The organism is Burkholderia catarinensis (assembly GCF_001883705.2).
GTDB classification, from domain to species: Bacteria; Pseudomonadota; Gammaproteobacteria; order Burkholderiales; family Burkholderiaceae; genus Burkholderia; species Burkholderia catarinensis.
The window spans coordinates 1-17,730 of sequence record NZ_MDEQ02000016.1; the positions used below are offsets into that span (position 1 = coordinate 1).

General features: G+C 66.9%; 15 protein-coding genes and 2 pseudogenes. 7 read left to right on the plus strand and 10 right to left on the minus strand.

Annotation, left to right across the window (positions count from 1 at the left end; all coding sequences use genetic code 11):
- Positions 1-305: pseudogene (locus BFF94_RS24475) on the plus strand (hypothetical protein); the annotation flags it as partial.
- A gap of 62 nt (positions 306-367) precedes the next feature.
- Here BFF94_RS24475 and BFF94_RS24480 read toward each other — a convergent pair.
- From BFF94_RS24480 to BFF94_RS24500, 5 genes are all read right to left on the minus strand, one after another.
- Positions 368-1,546: a chromate transporter gene (locus tag BFF94_RS24480; RefSeq protein WP_128841947.1), complete on the minus strand. Its 1,179-nt coding sequence runs from the start codon at positions 1,544-1,546 to the stop codon at positions 368-370.
- Complete coding sequence (locus tag BFF94_RS24485; protein WP_162285530.1) at positions 1,543-2,520, minus strand: chromate resistance protein ChrB domain-containing protein; 978 nt, start codon at positions 2,518-2,520, stop codon at positions 1,543-1,545. The genes BFF94_RS24480 and BFF94_RS24485 overlap by 4 nt, the downstream gene beginning before the upstream one ends.
- Before the next feature lie 98 nt (positions 2,521-2,618).
- On the minus strand, positions 2,619-3,353 hold the full coding sequence (locus tag BFF94_RS24490) for a polysaccharide deacetylase family protein (RefSeq protein ID WP_128841949.1): 735 nt from the start codon (positions 3,351-3,353) through the stop codon (positions 2,619-2,621).
- A 23-nt stretch (positions 3,354-3,376) separates the two neighbouring features.
- Positions 3,377-3,937 (minus strand): hypothetical protein, encoded by a 561-nt coding sequence (locus BFF94_RS24495; protein WP_128841950.1) that lies wholly within the window; start codon positions 3,935-3,937, stop codon positions 3,377-3,379.
- Positions 3,934-5,088, minus strand: a complete 1,155-nt coding sequence (locus tag BFF94_RS24500) for a glycosyltransferase (RefSeq protein WP_128841951.1) — start codon at positions 5,086-5,088, stop codon at positions 3,934-3,936. The genes BFF94_RS24495 and BFF94_RS24500 overlap by 4 nt, the downstream gene beginning before the upstream one ends.
- On the opposite strand from BFF94_RS24500, the gene BFF94_RS24505 reads away from it, so the two are divergent.
- The 4 genes and pseudogenes from BFF94_RS24505 to BFF94_RS24520 all read left to right on the plus strand — a co-directional run bounded on the left by BFF94_RS24505 (position 5,081) and on the right by BFF94_RS24520 (position 10,541).
- A complete protein-coding gene (locus BFF94_RS24505; protein WP_128841952.1) occupies positions 5,081-5,515 on the plus strand; it encodes a hypothetical protein in 435 nt (144 codons plus the stop codon). The two genes, BFF94_RS24500 and BFF94_RS24505, sit on opposite strands and share 8 nt — an antisense overlap.
- Before the next feature lie 160 nt (positions 5,516-5,675).
- A pseudogene (locus tag BFF94_RS24510) lies at positions 5,676-6,975 on the plus strand (dicarboxylate/amino acid:cation symporter).
- 478 nt (positions 6,976-7,453) lie between these two features.
- Positions 7,454-9,388: an SMP-30/gluconolactonase/LRE family protein gene (locus BFF94_RS24515; protein WP_128841953.1), complete on the plus strand. Its 1,935-nt coding sequence runs from the start codon at positions 7,454-7,456 to the stop codon at positions 9,386-9,388.
- Positions 9,389-9,710: 322 nt separating this feature from the next.
- On the plus strand, positions 9,711-10,541 hold the full coding sequence (locus tag BFF94_RS24520; RefSeq protein WP_128841958.1) for a peptidylprolyl isomerase: 831 nt from the start codon (positions 9,711-9,713) through the stop codon (positions 10,539-10,541).
- A 31-nt stretch (positions 10,542-10,572) separates the two neighbouring features.
- Here the strand turns inward: BFF94_RS24520 and BFF94_RS24525 are convergent, their stop codons facing one another.
- On the minus strand, positions 10,573-11,010 hold the full coding sequence (locus BFF94_RS24525) for a GNAT family N-acetyltransferase (RefSeq protein WP_128841954.1): 438 nt from the start codon (positions 11,008-11,010) through the stop codon (positions 10,573-10,575).
- Between the two features lie 79 nt (positions 11,011-11,089).
- Positions 11,090-12,046, minus strand: a complete 957-nt coding sequence (locus BFF94_RS24530; protein WP_128841959.1) for an LAPAL motif-containing putative phage structural protein — start codon at positions 12,044-12,046, stop codon at positions 11,090-11,092.
- Positions 12,047-12,398: 352 nt separating this feature from the next.
- On the opposite strand from BFF94_RS24530, the gene BFF94_RS24535 reads away from it, so the two are divergent.
- Both BFF94_RS24535 and BFF94_RS24540 read left to right on the plus strand, forming a co-directional pair.
- Positions 12,399-13,691 carry an MASE1 domain-containing protein gene (locus tag BFF94_RS24535; RefSeq protein ID WP_128841955.1) on the plus strand — a complete coding sequence of 431 codons (1,293 nt, stop codon included), beginning with the start codon at positions 12,399-12,401 and terminating at the stop codon, positions 13,689-13,691.
- 13 nt (positions 13,692-13,704) lie between these two features.
- Complete coding sequence (locus BFF94_RS24540; RefSeq protein WP_128841956.1) at positions 13,705-14,520, plus strand: alpha/beta hydrolase; 816 nt, start codon at positions 13,705-13,707, stop codon at positions 14,518-14,520.
- Positions 14,521-14,527: 7 nt separating this feature from the next.
- Here BFF94_RS24540 and BFF94_RS24545 read toward each other — a convergent pair whose 3' ends face one another.
- The 3 genes from BFF94_RS24545 to BFF94_RS24555 form a co-directional block, all read right to left on the minus strand.
- The gene (locus BFF94_RS24545) at positions 14,528-15,550 is read right to left on the minus strand and encodes a MerR family transcriptional regulator (RefSeq protein WP_128841957.1); all 1,023 of its coding nucleotides are present in this window, start codon (positions 15,548-15,550) and stop codon (positions 14,528-14,530) included.
- 240 nt (positions 15,551-15,790) lie between these two features.
- Complete coding sequence (locus BFF94_RS24550; RefSeq protein WP_219139958.1) at positions 15,791-16,753, minus strand: amidohydrolase family protein; 963 nt, start codon at positions 16,751-16,753, stop codon at positions 15,791-15,793.
- Between the two features lies 1 nt (position 16,754).
- Positions 16,755-17,702, minus strand: coding sequence for a YncE family protein (locus tag BFF94_RS24555; RefSeq protein ID WP_128844512.1), 948 nt, complete (start codon positions 17,700-17,702; stop codon positions 16,755-16,757).
- Positions 17,703-17,730 lie beyond the last annotated feature (28 nt).

A 17,730-nucleotide genomic window follows, 5' to 3' on the forward strand; every position in this document is an offset into this window, starting at 1 on the left:
CGGTGGCGGGCCACTTGCAGGCGAAGGCGTCGGTCGTGACGCTGACGCTGTTCGACGTGCGCTCGGCGGTGCAGATCGCGGCGTCGGAAGGCAGCTCGACGGCGACCAACTACGGCGCGGCGCTGGGCGGGTTCGGCGGCGGCGTGGGCGGGGCGCTCGCCGGTTTCTCGTCGACGCCGGAAGGCAAGGCGACGGTGGTCGCGTTCATCGACGCGTACAACAAGGTGGTCGTCGCGCTGCGCAGCTACAAGGCGCAGGACGTGAAGGGCGGCCTCGGCCGCGGCGGCCAGTTGCAGGTCAACTGATGTTCGCGGGCCGGCGGACAGCGCCGGCACGCCGATCCGAAAGCGCGAACCGCGATGCCCGATCAACGATGGAGCAACGGGTAGGCCGCCAGCCCGACGAGTGCCGCGGCGGCGACGATCACCGGTTCCTGGAGCTTCTTGAAGCGCCACAACAGCAGAACGGTCGCGACGGCAATCGCGGCGGTCGGGATATCGACGATCGAGCGTTTCGCGATGACGAGGACGGAGCCCGTGATCGCACCGACGGCCGCCGCCGTGATGCCGTCGACGAACGCCTTGACGTCGGCCCGGTGACCGTATTTCTTGACGTAGGGCGCCGGCACGATGGTGAACAGGTAGCAAGGCAGAAAGGTGCCGAGCGCGGCGACGAGTGCGCCCGGGAAGCCCGCGACCAGATAGCCGATGAATCCGACGGTGATCACGACCGGGCCGGGCGTGATCATCGCGACCGCGACGGCGTCGACGAACTGTTTGTCGTTCAGCCAGTGATGTTCGGTGACGACGCCGCCATAGAGGAACGGTACGATCGCGAGTCCGGAGCCGAACACGAACGCGCCCGCCTTCATGAAGAACGCGCCGATCTGGACGAGCTGCGGCAGGTCGAGGCCGCTCAGCATGCCGCTGGCCGCCGGCAGGTTGGCGGCGGCAACCGCATTCAGCCCACCCCGGCGCAGCCACTTCGGCGGGGCGCGCCACAGCCAGCCGATCAGACCGGCGACGACGAACAGCCACGCGACTTCCGATTCCGTGACGAAGGTCACCGCGGCAAGCGTCAGGAAGATCGCCCAGAGCAGCTTGTCGTGGCCGACGGTTTTCGTCGTGAGCTTGTACGCGCTCATCGCGATGATGCCGACCACCGCGGCGCCGACGCCATAGAAGACGGCCTGCATCCATGACAACCCGCCGAAGTGCGCATAGGCGAACCCGAGTGCGAGCACCATCAGGAACGACGGCAGCACGAACGCAATACCGACGAGCGTCGCGCCGGGAACGCGGTAGTGGACGAAGCCGAGGTAGATCGCGAGCTGGGCCGCCATCGGCCCCGGCGCGAGCTGCGCCAGCGTGAGCCCTTCCTTGTAATCGGCCTCCGTGATCCAGCCGCGCCGCTCCACCAGGTCGCGACGCATGTAGCCCGCGAGCGCGACCGGCCCGCCGAAACCGAACGTGCCGAGACGCAGCATGTAAGCGACCAGTTCGCGGAGCGAATAGGCTGGTTCGGTCGCGGCGAGGGGGGCGGTCATGATCTGGCCTCGGTTCCGTTTTTGCCGTCCGACGCGAAATGCGCGTACAGCGCGTCGAGCACGGCGCCCATCTGTTCGAGCAACTGGTCGTCGTTCTCCGCGCGCTGGCGCGTGCCGGCCATCACGGCCTCGAAGCCGACCGCTTCAGGCGCGGCAGGACCGCCCACGTCGAGCGCGTGCACGATCTCGCCGAGCCGTATCAGCGCCGGGTCCGTGTCGAGCCCGAAACTGGCCAGCAGTACCTCGAACGTCACGCGCTCGCCGACGTGCGTGAACGTCGCGCCGTCGAAGTCGAAGCCGAGCGCGTCGGCCGGGCACGCCGCCGGCGACGCGAGCCAGATGAAGCGGGCGCGTGCATCGATGAACCGGCGAATCAGCCAGGCGCTGGCGACCCGATCGACCCACATCCGCTGCCGCGTCGCCCACGTGCGCCCTTGATACGCGTCGATCGCCAGCGGGCGGATGGCGCGATCCGCGGCGTGCGGTTCACCCGGCGACAGCACGGTGTCGACCCGTGCGACGAAATCCCGCAGCGCAACTTCGGCGCGGGTTGCCGAGTCGCCCGGGAAATAGTCGATCGCGCGAATCGCGTCGAAATCCTTGCGCAGGCGACGCAGCAGGCGGGTGAGCTCGGTGGCGGACTGTGCGGCCAATGTCTTGCGTGCGTCGGTGAGCGCTCGCATGAAGGTCGCGTAGTCGTCGCCGCGATCGAACAGCGCCCGGAATTCCTGTTCCTGCGACACGTCAAGACTGGGTGCGCGCAGCAGGTGCGCCGTGCCCCCGCTTTCGGCGATCGCATCCGCGAGTTCGCGCAGCATGCCCTCGCGCTCGTCGGTGTGCGGAAGCAGGTAGATGCCGTCGCGCAGCACCGCGCAGCCCTTCGCCTTGAGCGCGCGCCAGAACCGCATGCGGGCCGTCGCGTTTTCTGTTGGAAGGGTCAGAACGAGGAGCGACCAGGTCGAAATAGCATCCATGTAGCGAATGCTACTAATGTGTCGATAACTCTACAAGTTAACTTTTGGCGCCATGTGGCGGGCCGGCGATGTTCCGCGACCCGGGACGGTTGCGCACACTATCCACGCGCCCGAATTCGTCCCTTCACGCACTTGAACCACAGCCTGACGGCCCCGACGCCGCCCGCCACCGGAATCCGCGGCAACAGGAACGGATCGTCGGACGCATCGGCGCAACCGCGCCGGGTCGTCGTCGCATTGCCGTAACCGGCGTCCGCGACCTGGTCGCGCACACGCGCATCCAGATCGCCGTACGGATAACAGAACGATTCGACGCGCTGGCCGCTCAACGCTTCGAGCCGCCGCTTCGATTCGGTTACCTGAAGGTCCGACACGTGCGCCGGCAGGTACGACAGCGCGACATGATCGAGCGTATGCGAACCGATTTCATGGCCGTGATCGCGCCACGCGAGCATGTCCTCGTACGTCATCAGCGGCGAGCGTGCGGTATCGGCGCTCGCATCCCAGTCGTTCTCGCCGCCGAACCGGCCGGCGACGAAGTAGCAGGTCGCGGTGAAGCCGAACGCGTCCAGCACGGGCATCGCATGCGTCAGCACGTTGAGAAAGCCGTCGTCGAACGAAATGCCGAAGACCTTGCCGCTGCGCTCGCCGCGCAGATACGGCTGCAGTTCGCGCACGCTCACGCCGCGGTAGCCGAGCCGCCTGAACAGCGTCATCTGGCGGCGGAACGCATCGGGCGCGACGCTCAGGCTGCGCAGCCGGTCGGGCGGCGGCGGCAGCGGGCGTATCTGGTGATACATCAGGATCGGATAGCGCGTGGGGGACAGCAGCATCGGCGGGTCGCAGGAACGGAGGATTACGCGGCCTTGCGGAAAATCCGCAGGGTCTTGAACTCGCCGACCTCGGTGAAATCGGCATTCGCCGCCCACTGATCGATGATCGGCTCGGCCTTCCGGTAGGCCGACGAGCCCTTGTAGAACACGAGGTGGCCCTCGCGTGCGGTATGGCGGGCGAACAGGTCGAGCACTTCCGCGTCGGTCTTCGCGCCGTAGCGGCTGTTCGTGTCGTCGCGGAATTCGCACAGGTGAAACAGCGTGACGACGTCGAACGCCGGCAGCAGGTCCGAATTGCTCGTATAGATGTCGCCGAAATAGGCCAGGTAGGTCTTGCTGACTTCCGGCTGCCGCGTGACGAGATCGACATACGACTTGTATTCCTTCGGCGACGCCGTCACGCCGAACACGGTGTTGTTCAGGTGCGGCCGCGCGCATTCGACGCCGACATGGTGGTGGCCGCCGGTGCCGAAGTGATAGATTCGGATGCCGTTGAGGCGCACGGATTCCAGCCATTCGACGAAGTGCACGTCGCACGGACACTCCTGCGTGCGCAGGTCCCAGTACTTCTTCCAGATATTCATTGCCATTTCGTGGATCTCAGGGATGTCACCCAGCGATAGGGGTTGTGTCGAACCGATTTCTGATAGACGGACAAGGTCGCCTCGACGAATTTGTCGAACGAGAATTCGCGCTTGCCTTTCAGCCGTGCGCTGCGTCCCATCGCACGGACGCAGCCGGGCTCCTGCACGATCGCGCGCAGGATCGCCTCGATCGCTTCGGGCTCGCGCGGCGGGACGACCCATCCGTCCACACCCGGCTCGACGTTCTCGGGCAGCCCGCCCACGCGCGTCACGATCGCGGGGCAGCCGAGCGACATCGCTTCGCGGCACGCGTACGACAGGCTCTCGTGGTACGACAGCACGAACGACACGTCGATGATCGAGAACGGTGCGCAGACGTCGTCGAGCCGCCCCGTGAAAGCGGTGCGCGACGCCATGCCGTGCCGCGCGATCTGCTCGCGTTGCTCGCCGGACGGCTCCGCGCCGACCAGCAGCACGCGAAATCGCTCGCGTTCGTGTTCCGGCAGGCGGCCCAGCGCCGCGATCAGATCCATCCAGCCTTTTTCCGGCGCGGTGCCGGCGCTGCTGCCCAGCACGATCGCGTCCGCGCCGGATAGTCCGAACAGGGCCACCTTGCGGCGGCGGATCTCGTCGCTCGCCAGTCGTTGTGCGGCCTGCCGGCGCACGCCGTGCTTGACGACCGTGACTTGCCCGTACGGCGACTGGAGCGCGAGCATGCTCGCGACATAGTCGCTGACCGCGATGGTGTGGTCGGTCGCAAGCCGCGCGCGCAGCAGGTTGCCGAAGCTGTCGGCGCGATAGGTGTTGTGCTTGGTCAGCACGACCGCGGGCCGATACCGGCACCCGAGCAGCGCGAGCATCACCTGCCGGTGATCGGCGGACCCGTTGACATGGATGACGTCGAAGCGCTCGGCGACGATCCGCCGGCGCAGCCGGACGATTTCCTGGTACAGCCGGTTCCAGCGCGGTTTGAATTCCATGTCGAAGATGGCCACATCGGGGCTGTCGTTCAACAGTCGCGACAGGCGGCTCCCCTCCGGCGACGCGACGGTCACGCGGTGATGCCGGCTCATCGCGGCGGCGAGATCGCGGACGTAGGTGTCCTGGCCGCCGCCGTAGTCGCCGTGGAAGTTGGTGTACAGAATGTTCATCACGATGCCGCTTTTCCTCGATCATTCATTTGAAAAGGACTGCAGAGAAAATGAACGACTCAACCTGTTGGGAGCAATGACTCGAACACGGGGCCGCGTTTCCGGCCCGTGGTTGCGCATCGACGCCCGGGCATGGTGGCAACGCGAATCGTTTCGAAATATTACATATACATTACGTGTTGTAGTGTCGAGCTCTGCGCATCTTTGTGAGAATGTGTCGCGATCGTTCCACCGTGTCGTCGTGTCGTGTGATGCGGCCGGGGGAGGGGAAGCCGGGCGACTCGGCTTCCTGTCGCCGGTTCATGAACGGCGACTACTCCGGCATGGCGCCGCCGCCGGCCGGGCGAGAGGCGGGCCGGATCGCGACAAGACCGACCTTTCCGGCGATATCCGGACGAAGATCAACCGCATCGGCTTTCAGATTTGAAAGCCTGCGCGCCATTTGCGTTAGAATGCGTCCCCTGTCCGCCATGGCGACCGCCAAGAGCGGACTTGCCGCACGCATGGCGGCGCGGGTTCCGATTCGCAGCCGGACGCGAATGATTTGACAGCCGTTGGAAACACACGCTTTGTAATTCGGATTACTAATGAAGAAGAAACACAACATTACCAAGTACATCGTCGTCGCGATGATTCTTGGTATCGCCGTGGGTTACGCATGCCATAGCGCGTTTCCCGACCCGAAGATGGCGAAGGAAGTCGCCGGCTACGTGTCGTTGCTGTCCGACGTGTTCCTGCGACTGATCAAGATGATCATCGCGCCGCTGGTATTCGCGACGCTGACCGTCGGCATTGCGCAGATGGGCGACGGCAGCGCGGTGGGCCGCGTCGGCGTCAAGGCGTTCGGCTGGTTCTTCATCGCGTCGTTCACGTCGTTGCTGCTGGGCTTGCTGACCGCGACGCTCCTGCAGCCGGGCAGCCACCTGAGCCTGCCGCTGCCGGCGTCCGACGCGGCTCTCAACCTGAAGACGGGCGCCTTCACGCTGAAGGATTTCGTGGTGCACCTGGTGCCGAAATCGATCGCCGAGGCGATGGCGAACAACGAAATCCTGCAGATCGTCGTGTTCTCGATCTTCTTCGGCACCGCGCTGTCCGCGCTCGGCGAATCGGGCAAGCGCCTGACCGGCGTGATCGACGATCTCGCGCAGGTGATGCTGAAAGTGACGGGCGCGGTGATGTGGTTCGCGCCTGTCGCCGTGTTCGCGGCGCTGGCGTCGACGATCACGACGGAAGGGCTCGGCATCCTGCTCACGTTCGCGAAGTTCATGGCGAGCTTCTATCTGGCGCTGGCGCTGCTGTGGAGCGTGCTGACGCTCGCCGGCGTGGCGTTCCTCGGCAAGCGCGCGTTCACGCTGATCCGGCTGATCCGCGAGCCGTTCCTGCTGTCGTTCGCGACGGCGAGCTCCGAGGCCGCGTATCCGAAGCTGCTGGACGCTCGACCGCTTCGGCGTGAACCGCAAGATCTCGAGCTTCGTGCTGCCGATCGGGTATTCGTTCAACCTCGACGGCTCGATGATGTACTGCACGTTCGCGGTGCTGTTCATCGCGCAGGTGTATGGCATCCATCTGCCGCTGGGTACGCAGATCACGATGCTGCTGATGCTGATGGTGACGTCGAAGGGGATGGCGGGCGTGCCGCGCGCCTCGCTGGTCGTGATCGCGGCGACGCTCAACCAGTTCAACATGCCGGAAGCGGGGCTGCTGCTGATCATGGGCGTCGACATGTTCCTCGACATGGGGCGCTCGGCCACCAACGCCGTCGGCAACTCGATCGCGGCCGCCGTGGTCGCGAAGTGGGAAGGGCAGCTCGACGAGCCGCGCGACGACGATTCGGACGGAGGGCGCGTCACGCAGGTGAAGGTGCCGGAGACATCGGCATCGGCATGATGCGCGGCAACGCGGCGGCGACCGCGCGTTGCCTGCGCCGTAGCCCATGACCTTCGCCGGCCTGGATTCGAAACGGATTCAGGCCGGCGATTTGTTTGGTGCAATGACTTCGCATTGCATTCGGCGGCTTTTTTTGATCCTCGGGACAACGCATTCGCGGTTTCAATATGTCGTGTCCGTGAACAAGCGGCGATATTCCCGCAGACGCAAGCCGGATTTTCCCGATTCCCGATCCGGTGCATAAGCGAACATTCACTGTCGCGCAGCTACGCCGTCTGTCAGCGGGCGCTTCGCAATTTTTTTCGATTTATATAACGCTATTCTCGCTCTGCTCATTATCGAAGGCATGCCGTACGTAATACCGACTGCGCCAGATGATTCAGGGGAAGAATTTACGCATCGCGGATTTCAAGCCATCTGGCCGGCCCACCCCCTCATGTGAATGTTTTGCACCATTCCATTCAGGAGAGTATCCGTCATGGTCGCCGGAAAACGAATTCAGGCTGCACTGCTTGCCGCGGCGATCGCCGCGATTGCGCCGGCCGTGCACGCACGCAACACCACCGACTGGCTGGCGAACACGTACGGCACGCTCGCGGCCCACGTCGGCAACGTCGCGCGTTCGATGTGGGTCGCGCCCGAAGGCGTGATCTACACGGCCTCGATGTGGGACGAGGATGAAGGCGGCGTCGCGATCTACCAGAACGGCAAGAGCGCCGGATCGATCGGCACGCATTCCGAGTTCCAGGGCAGCGCGATCACGGGCAATGCGACCTCGCTGTTCGTCGCGCTGCAGCCGGGCAAGACGTATGGCAGCGGCGCGGTGGGGCGCTACAACCGCGCGACGAAGTATCGCGACCGGGTCATCCAGGTCAGCGCGGCGACCAACCAGCCGCGCATCGACGTCGTCACCGGGCTCGCGACGGCCGGCTCGCTGCTCTACGCAAGCGACTTCTACGGCAATCGCGTGCGCGTGTTCACCACCGACGGCGTGTGGCAGCGGGACATCAACGTATCGGCGCCGGGTGCGCTCGCGGTGGATGGCGCGGGCAACGTGTGGGTCGCGCAGAAGCGCGCCGGCTCGATCGTCGGCTTCAGCCCGGCCGGCGCGTTGCTGAACACGATCCGGATGCCGGCCGGGTCGCAGCCGTCGGCGCTGTATTTCGATGCGGCGGCCGGGCAGCTCCTGGCGGGCGACGAAGGCCCCGACCAGAACATCAAGCGCTACACGGTGGCGGGCCGGCCCGCGCTGGCCGGCACGTTCGGCGTGCGCGGCGGCTATCTCGACACGACGACGGGCATCAAGGGGCAGGTCGGCGCGCAGCGCTTCACGCGCATCGCCGGGATCGGCAAGGACACCGGCGGCAATCTCTATGTGCTCAACAACCCGTGGGGCGGCAGCTGGGATCTCGGCCGCAACGGCGCGACCGACATTCATGCGTACAGCAGCGCCGGGAGCCTGCGCTGGACGCTGCAGTCGCTGAACTTCGAAGGCATCGCCGCACCGGACCCGGCGACGGACGGCGCGCTGTTCTACGGCGGCACGCACGTGTACAGCGGCAGCGCGGGCGGCACGTTCGTTGCGAACACCGTCGATCCGTTCACGTATCCGTCGGACCCGCGCATCAACATGAGCGACACGCAGCGCGACGAACATTTCGGGCTGCTCGCGTCGGTCGGCGCGAACCGGATCCTCGTCGCGGCCGGCCAGAACCCGCCGGTTTTCTACTTCTTCCATTTCAACGCGGCGAACGGCTACATCGCGATTCCGGACGGATCGATTCCGGGCCCCGCGTTCAACACGACGCAGCGCGTGACGAGTGGCTTCAGCATCGACAGCCAGGGCGGCGTGTGGGCCGGCCTCGACAAGACCGGTGCGATTACCCACTACCCGCTGACCGGCTTCGACGCGAGCGGCAAGCCGTCGTGGGGGCCGGGCGTCGCGACCCGCGTGCCCGCCAGCATCCAGCCGCTGACGCGCATCGTCTATCTCGCGGACAGCGACACGATGGTGCTCGCGCAGGGCGCGCTCGGGAGCAATGACTGGACGTCGATCGGCACGCGCATCGAGGTGTATCACGGCTGGAGCGCGGGCAACACGACGAAGCCCGACCCGGTGATCACGCTGCCGCACAGCGGCGCGAAATCGATCGACGCGGTCGGCAACCATCTGTTCGTCGGCTACTGGTTCAGCAGCAGCGGGCCGCTGTGGCCGAACGTCGACGCGTTCAACCTCACCACCGGCAATCTCGACACCACGCTGGTCAACGCGAGCCCCGCGACCGTGGATACCAGCAGCGCGATCGATGCGATGTACAGCATCCGCGCGTACCGCCGGTCGAACGGCGAGTATGTGGTGATGAAGAACAACGTGAAGGGGAACAGCATCACCGTGTACCGGTGGACGCCTTGACGACGGCGCGGCCGTCGGTTGCAGCGGCCGGCGGCCGCGCCCGCGAAGCCATGACGGTATTCGAAGCGTTTTCGCGGGATTGCCGCGCCACGCGTGGGTCATGAACGGCGCGCGCAACGCGCGCCGCGCCGCCTTGTGCGGCCTTCCCCAACCTCCCAACGCGGAAATGCGGTTCCGTGCACAATGACAGCGGCACCGGCCGATGCTGCCGGTGCGTGCACGATGAACCGGATCGATTGAACGGTTGCGCAGGCGCGCTGCAGCGCCGGCGAACCGGCGCGGCCACCCCATGCCGCGTTTTTAAGCCTGAAGCGACGAAATGATGAAGATGAAAACGACACCGAACCGCCTGTTGCTGATTGCCGCGCTGGCCGGCGCGCTGAGCGGTGCTGTCCATGCACAGACGGCGACAACCGTCGCGACCGTCAACGGTACGCCGATCACGCAGGCCGACGTCGATACGATGCTGCGCGCGTCCGGGCAGCCCGACTCGCCGCAGATCCGCCAGGCGATCAAGAATCAGCTGATCACGCGCGTGCTGGTCCAGCAGGCCGCCGAGAAGGCCAATTACGCGGACAAGCCCGAGGTCAAGGCAGCGGTGCAGCAGGCGAAAGCGAATGCCGAGGTGCAGCTTTACCTGCGCGACAACGTGAAGCCCGAGCCGGTGACCGACGAGCAGGTCAAGGCGCGCTACGACGAACTGGTCGCGGCGCTCGGCAAGAACGAGTACAAGCCGCGCGTGATCGTCGTCAAGGATCCGCTGACGGCCGCGACGGTGCTGAGCGAGCTGAAGTCGGGCAAGTCGTTCGACGGGCTGGCGCGCCAGTACAGCATGGCGCCGAGCCGCGATACCGGCGGCGAGCTGCCGTGGGTGAGTTTCAACACGCCGGCGGCGGAAGGCAAGACGGCCGGCTTGCCGCTGCCGGTCGCGCAGGCGCTCGAGAAACTGACGGTCGGTGCGGTGACGAAGGATTCGATTCCGGTCGATGGCGTGCGGGCCATCGTGAAGCTGGATGCGAAGCGGCCGACTCAGGTGCCGGGCTTCGAGAGCGCGAAGCCGGGGCTTCAGCAGCAACTTCAGGCGATCGCGGTCGAGAAGGCGAGCGCGCAGATGATCGGCAATTTGCTGAAGGACGCGAAGATCACGCAGTAATGGAAATGCGGTGCCGTCGAAACGCCGGGCGTCACGCGCGCCAGATCATGCTCGCGCTCGTTTCGGTTTCCGACTCGATGCGAAAGCCGAGCCGTTCGTAGAGCCGCCGCGCCGGGTTGCCGTGCAGCACGCTGAGCGATACGGGCACGTTCTCGCGTGCCGCATCGGTCAGCAATTCGTTCAGCACGGCCTCGCCGATGCCCCGGCCCTGGTGCGCGGGGAGGATCTGGATCTGGTGAACGTGCCACTCGCAGGCGGCGCGCGTCACCTTCAGCAAGCCGATGGCGGCGGCGCCTTCGCAGACGATCATCGCGTTTTCGAAGTTCGCGCGGATGCGCCGGTCGTGCGCTTCGTCGTCGGTCGGCTCGCCAACGCGTTGCAAGTGCTCGGTCATCGTGAGCTGACGGAGGGTCAGCAGGAAGGGCAGGTCGGCGGCGGACGCCGTGCGCAGGCTGATCGCGTATGTCATGGTGCGGACTCGTTCATTCGGGACGGTCGACGGAAAGGTCGAACCCCGCAGCGAATGATTGCGGATTGCGGGAAGCCGGTCAAAGGCCGGGCAACTGAATCTGCAGGCCGGCCGGACGATGCTCGAGCACATCCGTTACCTCGTATTCGGTTTTTGCGCCGTCCGAGGTTTGCCACTGCTGCATACGGACATTGCAGACGAGCACGTCACCCTTGCCGAAGCGGATCTGGCTGTTGTTCACGCGCGACAGGAAGCCGGTATCCGTGATCGCCGCGTGAATCGTCGACGCGCCGTCGTACAGCCGCCACTTGTTGTCGTCCTTGAACGCGAGCGACACGATCGAGAACGCCATCTTTCGATGCTCGTCGAGAATGAGCGCGTCGGCTTGTTCGGGTGCGTGAAACCACGCGATCTCGTTGCGGGCGACCGTCTCGAACACGTCCGTATCGGTGCCGGCCGCAAAGATCATGATGCCTTCGCGCGCGAGCGGCGCAAGCACTTGCGCGGTGGCGTTGCGAACGCCGACGTCGCGCAGCAGGGTGAGGACGGGCAGGTCGATCTCGAGTTGCTCGCCGTCGACGTGCAGTACCGCGGTATGGTCCTGCATCCGCACCTGCTGGATCGGGCGCCCGCGCAGCCATTTGAGGACGGCGAAGAGTCCCTTCCTCGCGCCGGGCGCGGCGATGCCGAGCGCGGTGAGGATCGTGACCGCATTGGCGAGCGCCGTGCCTTCGTTGCCGCTCAGCATGTCGCGCATGCGGCCAAGCAGCGAGGTCGCGAGCGTGAAGTCGATGCCGAAGCTGCCGGTCTTGAAGCTGCCGCGCACGTTCACCTGCGGCCGAACCCGATCGCCGCACAGCGCGCGGGTGGACGTGTCGAGCAAATCCCCGATCGCCAGCAGCGCGGGCGCGAGTTCGCGCACGTCCATTTCGGAAGATTCGAGCGCGGGCCCGTCGTAAGTGACGCGAAACCGGCTCATGGCGTCAACGGGGCCGCTATCGGTCGAGCCGCTACTGTTTCCATTGCGTGTGGTCATACGGAATGTTGGCTGGAGACGTGGACGATACCCGAAAGGAATTCTTTCGGATACCTTGCATGTTAAGCGCGATCGACCGGCTGCGCGCGACTTTGGCCGTCCGGCCAAGACGACTCTCGGACGTGTCCCGGGAGTGCCCGGCAAACAACGAACTTTTCCGGTACTTTCCCGGTCACAATCGCCGGCTTGCGGGTGCGTCGGCGGCCAAAACGCGCTTCCGGCTCCCGGTGTTCCGCCGCCTGCCCCGTCCGCATATCATTCGCACATCGCGCACCTGCCGGCCGCAGGCGCGCCGGCCGCTTCCGACGCGGCGGCGCGCTCGCCCGCACGGCGCAGCACACAGGAATCCTCGATGGACACCAAACGATCGCGGCCGGGCCTCGTCGCCGCGCTGCTCTGGGCGGCGCTGTATCTCGCGACCGGCTACATCTCGCACGAGTTCAACGGCCCCGTCCGGTTGACGGGCTACATCTGGCTGCCGGCCGGGGTGACGGTCGGCGCGTTCATGCTGCGGCCGGTGCGCGAATGGCCGACGCTGGCCGGCGCGTTCCTCGTCGCCCAACTCGCGCTGACCGGCATCGAACACGGCAGCCTGGTCAACGCGGTGCTGTTCACGGTCGACGAGGTTGGCGCGGCCGCGCTTGCGGTGTGGCTCGTGCAGCGCGTGCGCTTTTCCCTCGAAGGGCTGTACTTCCTGCGCTCGGTGATCCTCGCCGGGCTGATCGCGGGTGTCGTCGGCGCGATCGGCGGCGCGGCGTGGTACACGGCGGTCAAGGGCGCGCCGTTCTTCGACGTGTGGTCGGTGTGGGCCGCGGCCGATTTCGTCGGCGTGCTGCTGGTCACGCCGGTGCTCGCGTCGTGGTCGCGCTTTCGCGCGCACCGCTCGGGCGACCACGAGCGCTTCGACCTGGTGCTCGGCATCGTCGCGTTCGTGCTGCTCGCGCTCGTCGCGCTCGTGATCTTCGACGGCGACACGGCGCGGAAATTCGGCACGGGCGCCGGCTTCGCGCTCACGTATGTCCCGCTGTTCCTGACGGTTGCTGTCACGCTGCTGCTCGGCGGCCGAACGGGCTCGTCGTCGGTGCTGGTGCTCGCGCTGATCGTGATCGCGCAGACCGCGCAGGGCGACGGCCCGTTCTCGTCGTTCCACGAGCACTACGGCAGTGCGCTGCTCGAAGCGCAGCTCTATCTGGCGGTCGCGTCGCTGCTGGTACTGACGGTGAGCACGCTGAAGACGACACGCGAACGCGTGCACGAGCATGCGGCGGTGCTGCAGAACAACATGGAGCTCGCGCTCGCGAGCGCCGGCCAGATCGCGTACGTGCTCGATCCGGAGTCGGGCCGGATCGAGTGGAGCGGCGACGTCGAGCGCGTGTTCGGCGTCGGCGTCGATGCCGCGCAGATCGCGAGCGTGCCGCTCGTGCTCGAACGCGTTCAGCCGGGCGACCGCGACGCGCTGAGCGACTACTGGAATGCGGAGATCGCCGGCGAGGATCGCGCATCGCTGTCGCTGCGCATCCTGCGGCGCGACGGCGGCACGCAGACGATCACCGATCACGGCGCGCCGCTGCTCGATTCGAACGTCGACGTGACGGTGGTCGCGGGCGTTTGGCAGATCGAACGCGTGTGGCCGGCGGACGAATGAGCGGGCACGCGTCGTGACGGGCCGCACGGGCGTCCTGCTGATCCACGGCCTCGGCGGCACGCAATCCGATCTCGGTTCGCTGCACAAGGCGATGCGGCGCGCGGGCGCCGATACGCACATGATCACGCTGCCGGGGCACGGCACGCGCCCCGAGGATCTGGTCGGCGTGCGCGCGGAGGCGTGGCTCGACGCGGTGACCGAACAATATCGTGCGCTGGAAAGCGAGTACGACACGCTGCATGTCGCGGGCATGTGCATGGGCGCGCTGGTCGCGCTGCTGCTGTGCCACCGCGTGCAGCATGCGCGCGGGCGGCTCGCGTTGCTGGCCGCGCCGGTGTTCCTCGACGGCTGGTCGACGCCGTGGTACCGGTCGCTGCGGCACGTGCTGTACCGCGTGCCGGGCGTCGCGGAGCGGATGCGCGTCGAGGAAGGCGAGCCGTTCGGCATCAAGAACGCGACGATCCGCGCGATCGTGAAGAAGAAGTTCGAGCGGCAGGACAGCTTCCATTATGCGTGGGTGCCGCTCGCATGCGTGCGGCAGGTCGACCGGATGCGCGACTGGGCGCTCGACGCGGCGGCCGGCACGCCGTGCCCGACGCTCGTGCTGCATGCGCGCGAGGACGAACTGACGAGCCTGCGCTCGGCCGATTTCCTGCTGGAGAAGATGCCCGATGTGCGCGGGATCGTGCTGGAGAACAGCTATCACATGATCTGCGCAGACAACGATCGCGACGACGTCGCGCGGCACGTGCTCGAATTTTTCGGCTTCGATCCGGTGCATGCGGTGAGCCCGGCGATGGCGCGCAGGATGGTGCGACCGACATCCTGACGGCGGATCACGACGCTTCCGGCCGGCGGGCGAGCCGCTCGCGGATCTCGGGTGACGCCAGGCACGTGGCCACGGTTTCGTAGCCGGGCGCCCCCGGGTACGGCGCCACGCGTGAAGGCGGGCTGTGATTGGCCGGGCACAGGAGGAGGGTTTCGTCGGGGCCGACCGCCGCCAGATCGAGGATCGCCGACGAGCGCGTCAGCAGGAACAGCGGCCGCATGCCGGCGGCGGCGCGTTCGCGAAGATACGCAATCAATGCCTGTTGCGTACGCCGGTCGAGATCCTGTTCGATCATGTCGATGACCAGCGCGCGCGGGCGTTCCGCTTCGAGGCTGACAAGCAGCGCGGTCAGCGCTGCCGACGGTGTCGCGCCTTGGTCGGCGAGCGAGGCCGATGCGCGGTCGACGCGCGACTTCAGCGCAGGATCGGCGTGCAATGAATCGCGTGCCGCCGCGCCGTCGTTCTCCAGTCGATCGAGGCCCACGAATACCGCGCCGGGCAGCGCGTCGGCGAGCCGAAGCGCCAGCCGCGTCTTGCCGCTTCCCAGCGAGCCGATGATGTAGTTCAGCGGCCGGATGTCGCGACACTCGAACCACTCGCCGCCCCACGGCCACGGCAGGCTGAACGCGACGGCGGTAGCCGCCGGGTCGAGCAGTTGCGTCAATTCCCCGTCGTCGGGCATCCGGCCGCGCGCGAGATCGGCGCGAATTCCGCGAACCTTGTCGACCTTGCGCGCGAGATCCTGAATGCCGCGCTCGAGCGTCGCTTCATGGGCCGCCAACGCGTCGCTGAGGCTGCGCGCGTCGCCGTCAAGCACGCGCGCCACCTGCGCGAGACTGAGGCCAAGTGCACGCAGCGCCGCGATGCCGGCCGCGCGAGCGAGATCGTCCGGGCCATACGCACGGTAGCCGGCCGGCGTGCGCTCCGGCGAGACAAGGCCGTGCCGCTCGTACAGCCGCAGCGCCTTGATCGACACGCCGAGGCGTGCGGCGGCCGCCGATGCGTTCAAACGGGGCGTGGACCTGGCCATCCGTCACCTCTCTCTGCGGTCGATTCGTTGCGGATAGCATAAGGGCGACCCCAAGGGCCGGGTCAAGCACGTTCACGCGCGAATGGTGTGACGGGGGCGATGCGATCACCACATCAAAAGAATTCGCGAACCGATACTTTTTGCTCACGATCGGTCGTGCGATGCACAAAATGTGGTGGTCGGGACGCAGCGCGGAGCGGCGCCCGATCGGCAGGAGGAGGAAGGAAGCGTAAGGCGGCGTTATCCGCGGGCCGGCCGCTGCTGCGGCGCGTCGAGCGCGATCCGGTACACCCGCAGCGCGTTGTCATGCCAGATCGCACGGCGCGCCGCGCCGTCGAGGTGCGCCATCGCGCGGGCGAACGTGCGCAGCAGCACGGGATAGGACACGCGCAGGCCGGCCACCGGGAAATTGCTGGCGAACAGGCAGCGTTCCGGGCCGAAGATCGCGATCGTGTCGCGGATGATCCGCGCGTTGTCCGCGTCGTTCCACACGGCATCGCGCAAGCCGAGTTCGGAGATTTTCACGACCACGCGCGGCGATGCCGCGAGCGCTTCCATGCCGTGGCGCCAGCGCGCGAGCCCCGCGTCCGAGCGATCCCACGGCAGCCCCGCGTGTTCGAGCACGACGTCCACATCTGGGGCATCGGCGAGCAGCGCGGCCGCGCAGCCGAGATGCCAGAACGGCACGCGCAGATCCCAGCACAGGCCGTGCGCGGCGAGCCGCTCCAGCGCGGCCGGCCAGCGCGGATCGCGCAGCGTGCCCGGCCCGTCGACGGGCGCATCCGGCGCGGCCGCGGTGCGCGGCTTGAAGCGCACGCCGCGCACGAGCGGCCACGCGGCCTGCTCGGCGAGCCGTTCGTCCGCGTCGCCCGCCAGCAGGTCGACCCACGCGACGACCGCCGACGGCAGCCCGTGCGCGGCCGCGACCTCGTGCAGCCAGCGCGTTTCCGCCAGCGCCTCGTCGCGCGCGCGCTCGGCCTCGACGTGCACGCTGGCGACGATCGGCGCGGGTTGCGCCGCGTGCCGGAAATCGTCCACGTCGAAATCGCGGCACAGCGCCGCGTAGTCGCCGAACATGAAGCGCGCCGGATCGTATTGCGTCTGCAGCCACGGATAATGCGCGCCCGCATCGAGCCGCCACAGGTGGTGATGCGCATCGACGAGCGCGTCCGGCATGCCGTCGGGCGGCGGTCCGTCGTGCATGTCAGCGCGCTCCGGCGAGCACGTACGACGCATCGGGCTCGCGCAGCGTCGCCAGTGCACCGACGAAACGCCACGTATCGAGATCGAGTTCGCGCACGTAGTCGTCCTGGAACGACACGTACGCGACGCGCCGCGACGGATGGAACGACAGCGCGGTCGGGTTCGCGGGCAGCACGATGCGTTCGATCTCCTCGAGCTGGCGCGCATCGAACACGGAGATCGACCGTTCGCCCGAATTGGTCAGCAGCAACAGGTCGCGGCCGTCCGGCGCGCTCGTCCGGTAGATGCGGTTCGGATCGCTGCGCGTCTTCACGCGGCGGCCGCAGGTCATCGTTTCGGTATCGATCTCGACCAGCGTATCGTCGCCGCGATTCGCGACGAACAGCGTGCGCTCGTCGCCCGACAGCGCGTTACCTTCGGGGCGCGGGCCGGGCATCACCGCGCGCGGCGCGACCGTCGCGTCGCGCGGATGGAATTGCGTGACGGTATTCGACAGCAGGTGCACGCCATACGCGCGGCTCGCGTCGCGTGTGAGCGTGACGAGGTGCGTCTTCACGCCGCCGGACGGCACGGCCATGTTCGGCACCGGCTGCCGGGTCGGCTCGTCGAACACGAGCAGCATGTCGTGCGCCTCGCTCATCGCATACAGCCGGCCGTCGCGGTCGCAGGCCATCCCGTGCGGCCGGTAGTACGGCCACAGGTCGAGCATGCGCGTGTGCGTGCGCTCGACCAAGTCGATCTCGGCGATCCGGTGATCGCCTTCATGGCCGCGCGACCACGCGGTCTCGATCCCGAAGATGCCGACATACGCATAGCGCTCGTTCACGTCGACGGTGAACTCGTGCGGGAAGTTCGGCAGCACGACGTGCTTGAGCGCGGTTTTCGTGTCGAGGTCGTAGAAGCTGAAGGTGTGGGCGCATTTCTGCACCAGCAGCAGGATGTCGTTCATGGTGTGTCTCCGTTATTGGGTTCGCTAT

What these genes read in the sequence shown, in the direction of transcription:
- BFF94_RS24480 (WP_128841947.1), bottom strand. Translation starts at nt 1,546, where the DNA reads ATGACCGCCCCCCTCGCCGCGACCGAACCAGCCTATTCGCTCCGCGAA.
- BFF94_RS24485 (WP_162285530.1), bottom strand. Translation starts at nt 2,520, where the DNA reads ATGGATGCTATTTCGACCTGGTCGCTCCTCGTTCTGACCCTTCCAACA.
- BFF94_RS24490 (WP_128841949.1), bottom strand. Translation starts at nt 3,353, where the DNA reads ATGCTGCTGTCCCCCACGCGCTATCCGATCCTGATGTATCACCAGATA.
- BFF94_RS24495 (WP_128841950.1), bottom strand. Translation starts at nt 3,937, where the DNA reads ATGAATATCTGGAAGAAGTACTGGGACCTGCGCACGCAGGAGTGTCCG.
- BFF94_RS24505 (WP_128841952.1), top strand. Translation starts at nt 5,081, where the DNA reads ATGTTCATCACGATGCCGCTTTTCCTCGATCATTCATTTGAAAAGGAC.
- BFF94_RS24500 (WP_128841951.1), bottom strand. Translation starts at nt 5,088, where the DNA reads ATGAACATTCTGTACACCAACTTCCACGGCGACTACGGCGGCGGCCAG.
- BFF94_RS24515 (WP_128841953.1), top strand. Translation starts at nt 7,454, where the DNA reads ATGGTCGCCGGAAAACGAATTCAGGCTGCACTGCTTGCCGCGGCGATC.
- BFF94_RS24520 (WP_128841958.1), top strand. Translation starts at nt 9,711, where the DNA reads ATGAAGATGAAAACGACACCGAACCGCCTGTTGCTGATTGCCGCGCTG.
- BFF94_RS24525 (WP_128841954.1), bottom strand. Translation starts at nt 11,010, where the DNA reads ATGACATACGCGATCAGCCTGCGCACGGCGTCCGCCGCCGACCTGCCC.
- BFF94_RS24530 (WP_128841959.1), bottom strand. Translation starts at nt 12,046, where the DNA reads ATGACCACACGCAATGGAAACAGTAGCGGCTCGACCGATAGCGGCCCC.
- BFF94_RS24535 (WP_128841955.1), top strand. Translation starts at nt 12,399, where the DNA reads ATGGACACCAAACGATCGCGGCCGGGCCTCGTCGCCGCGCTGCTCTGG.
- BFF94_RS24545 (WP_128841957.1), bottom strand. Translation starts at nt 15,550, where the DNA reads ATGGCCAGGTCCACGCCCCGTTTGAACGCATCGGCGGCCGCCGCACGC.
- BFF94_RS24550 (WP_219139958.1), bottom strand. Translation starts at nt 16,753, where the DNA reads ATGCACGACGGACCGCCGCCCGACGGCATGCCGGACGCGCTCGTCGAT.
- BFF94_RS24555 (WP_128844512.1), bottom strand. Translation starts at nt 17,702, where the DNA reads ATGAACGACATCCTGCTGCTGGTGCAGAAATGCGCCCACACCTTCAGC.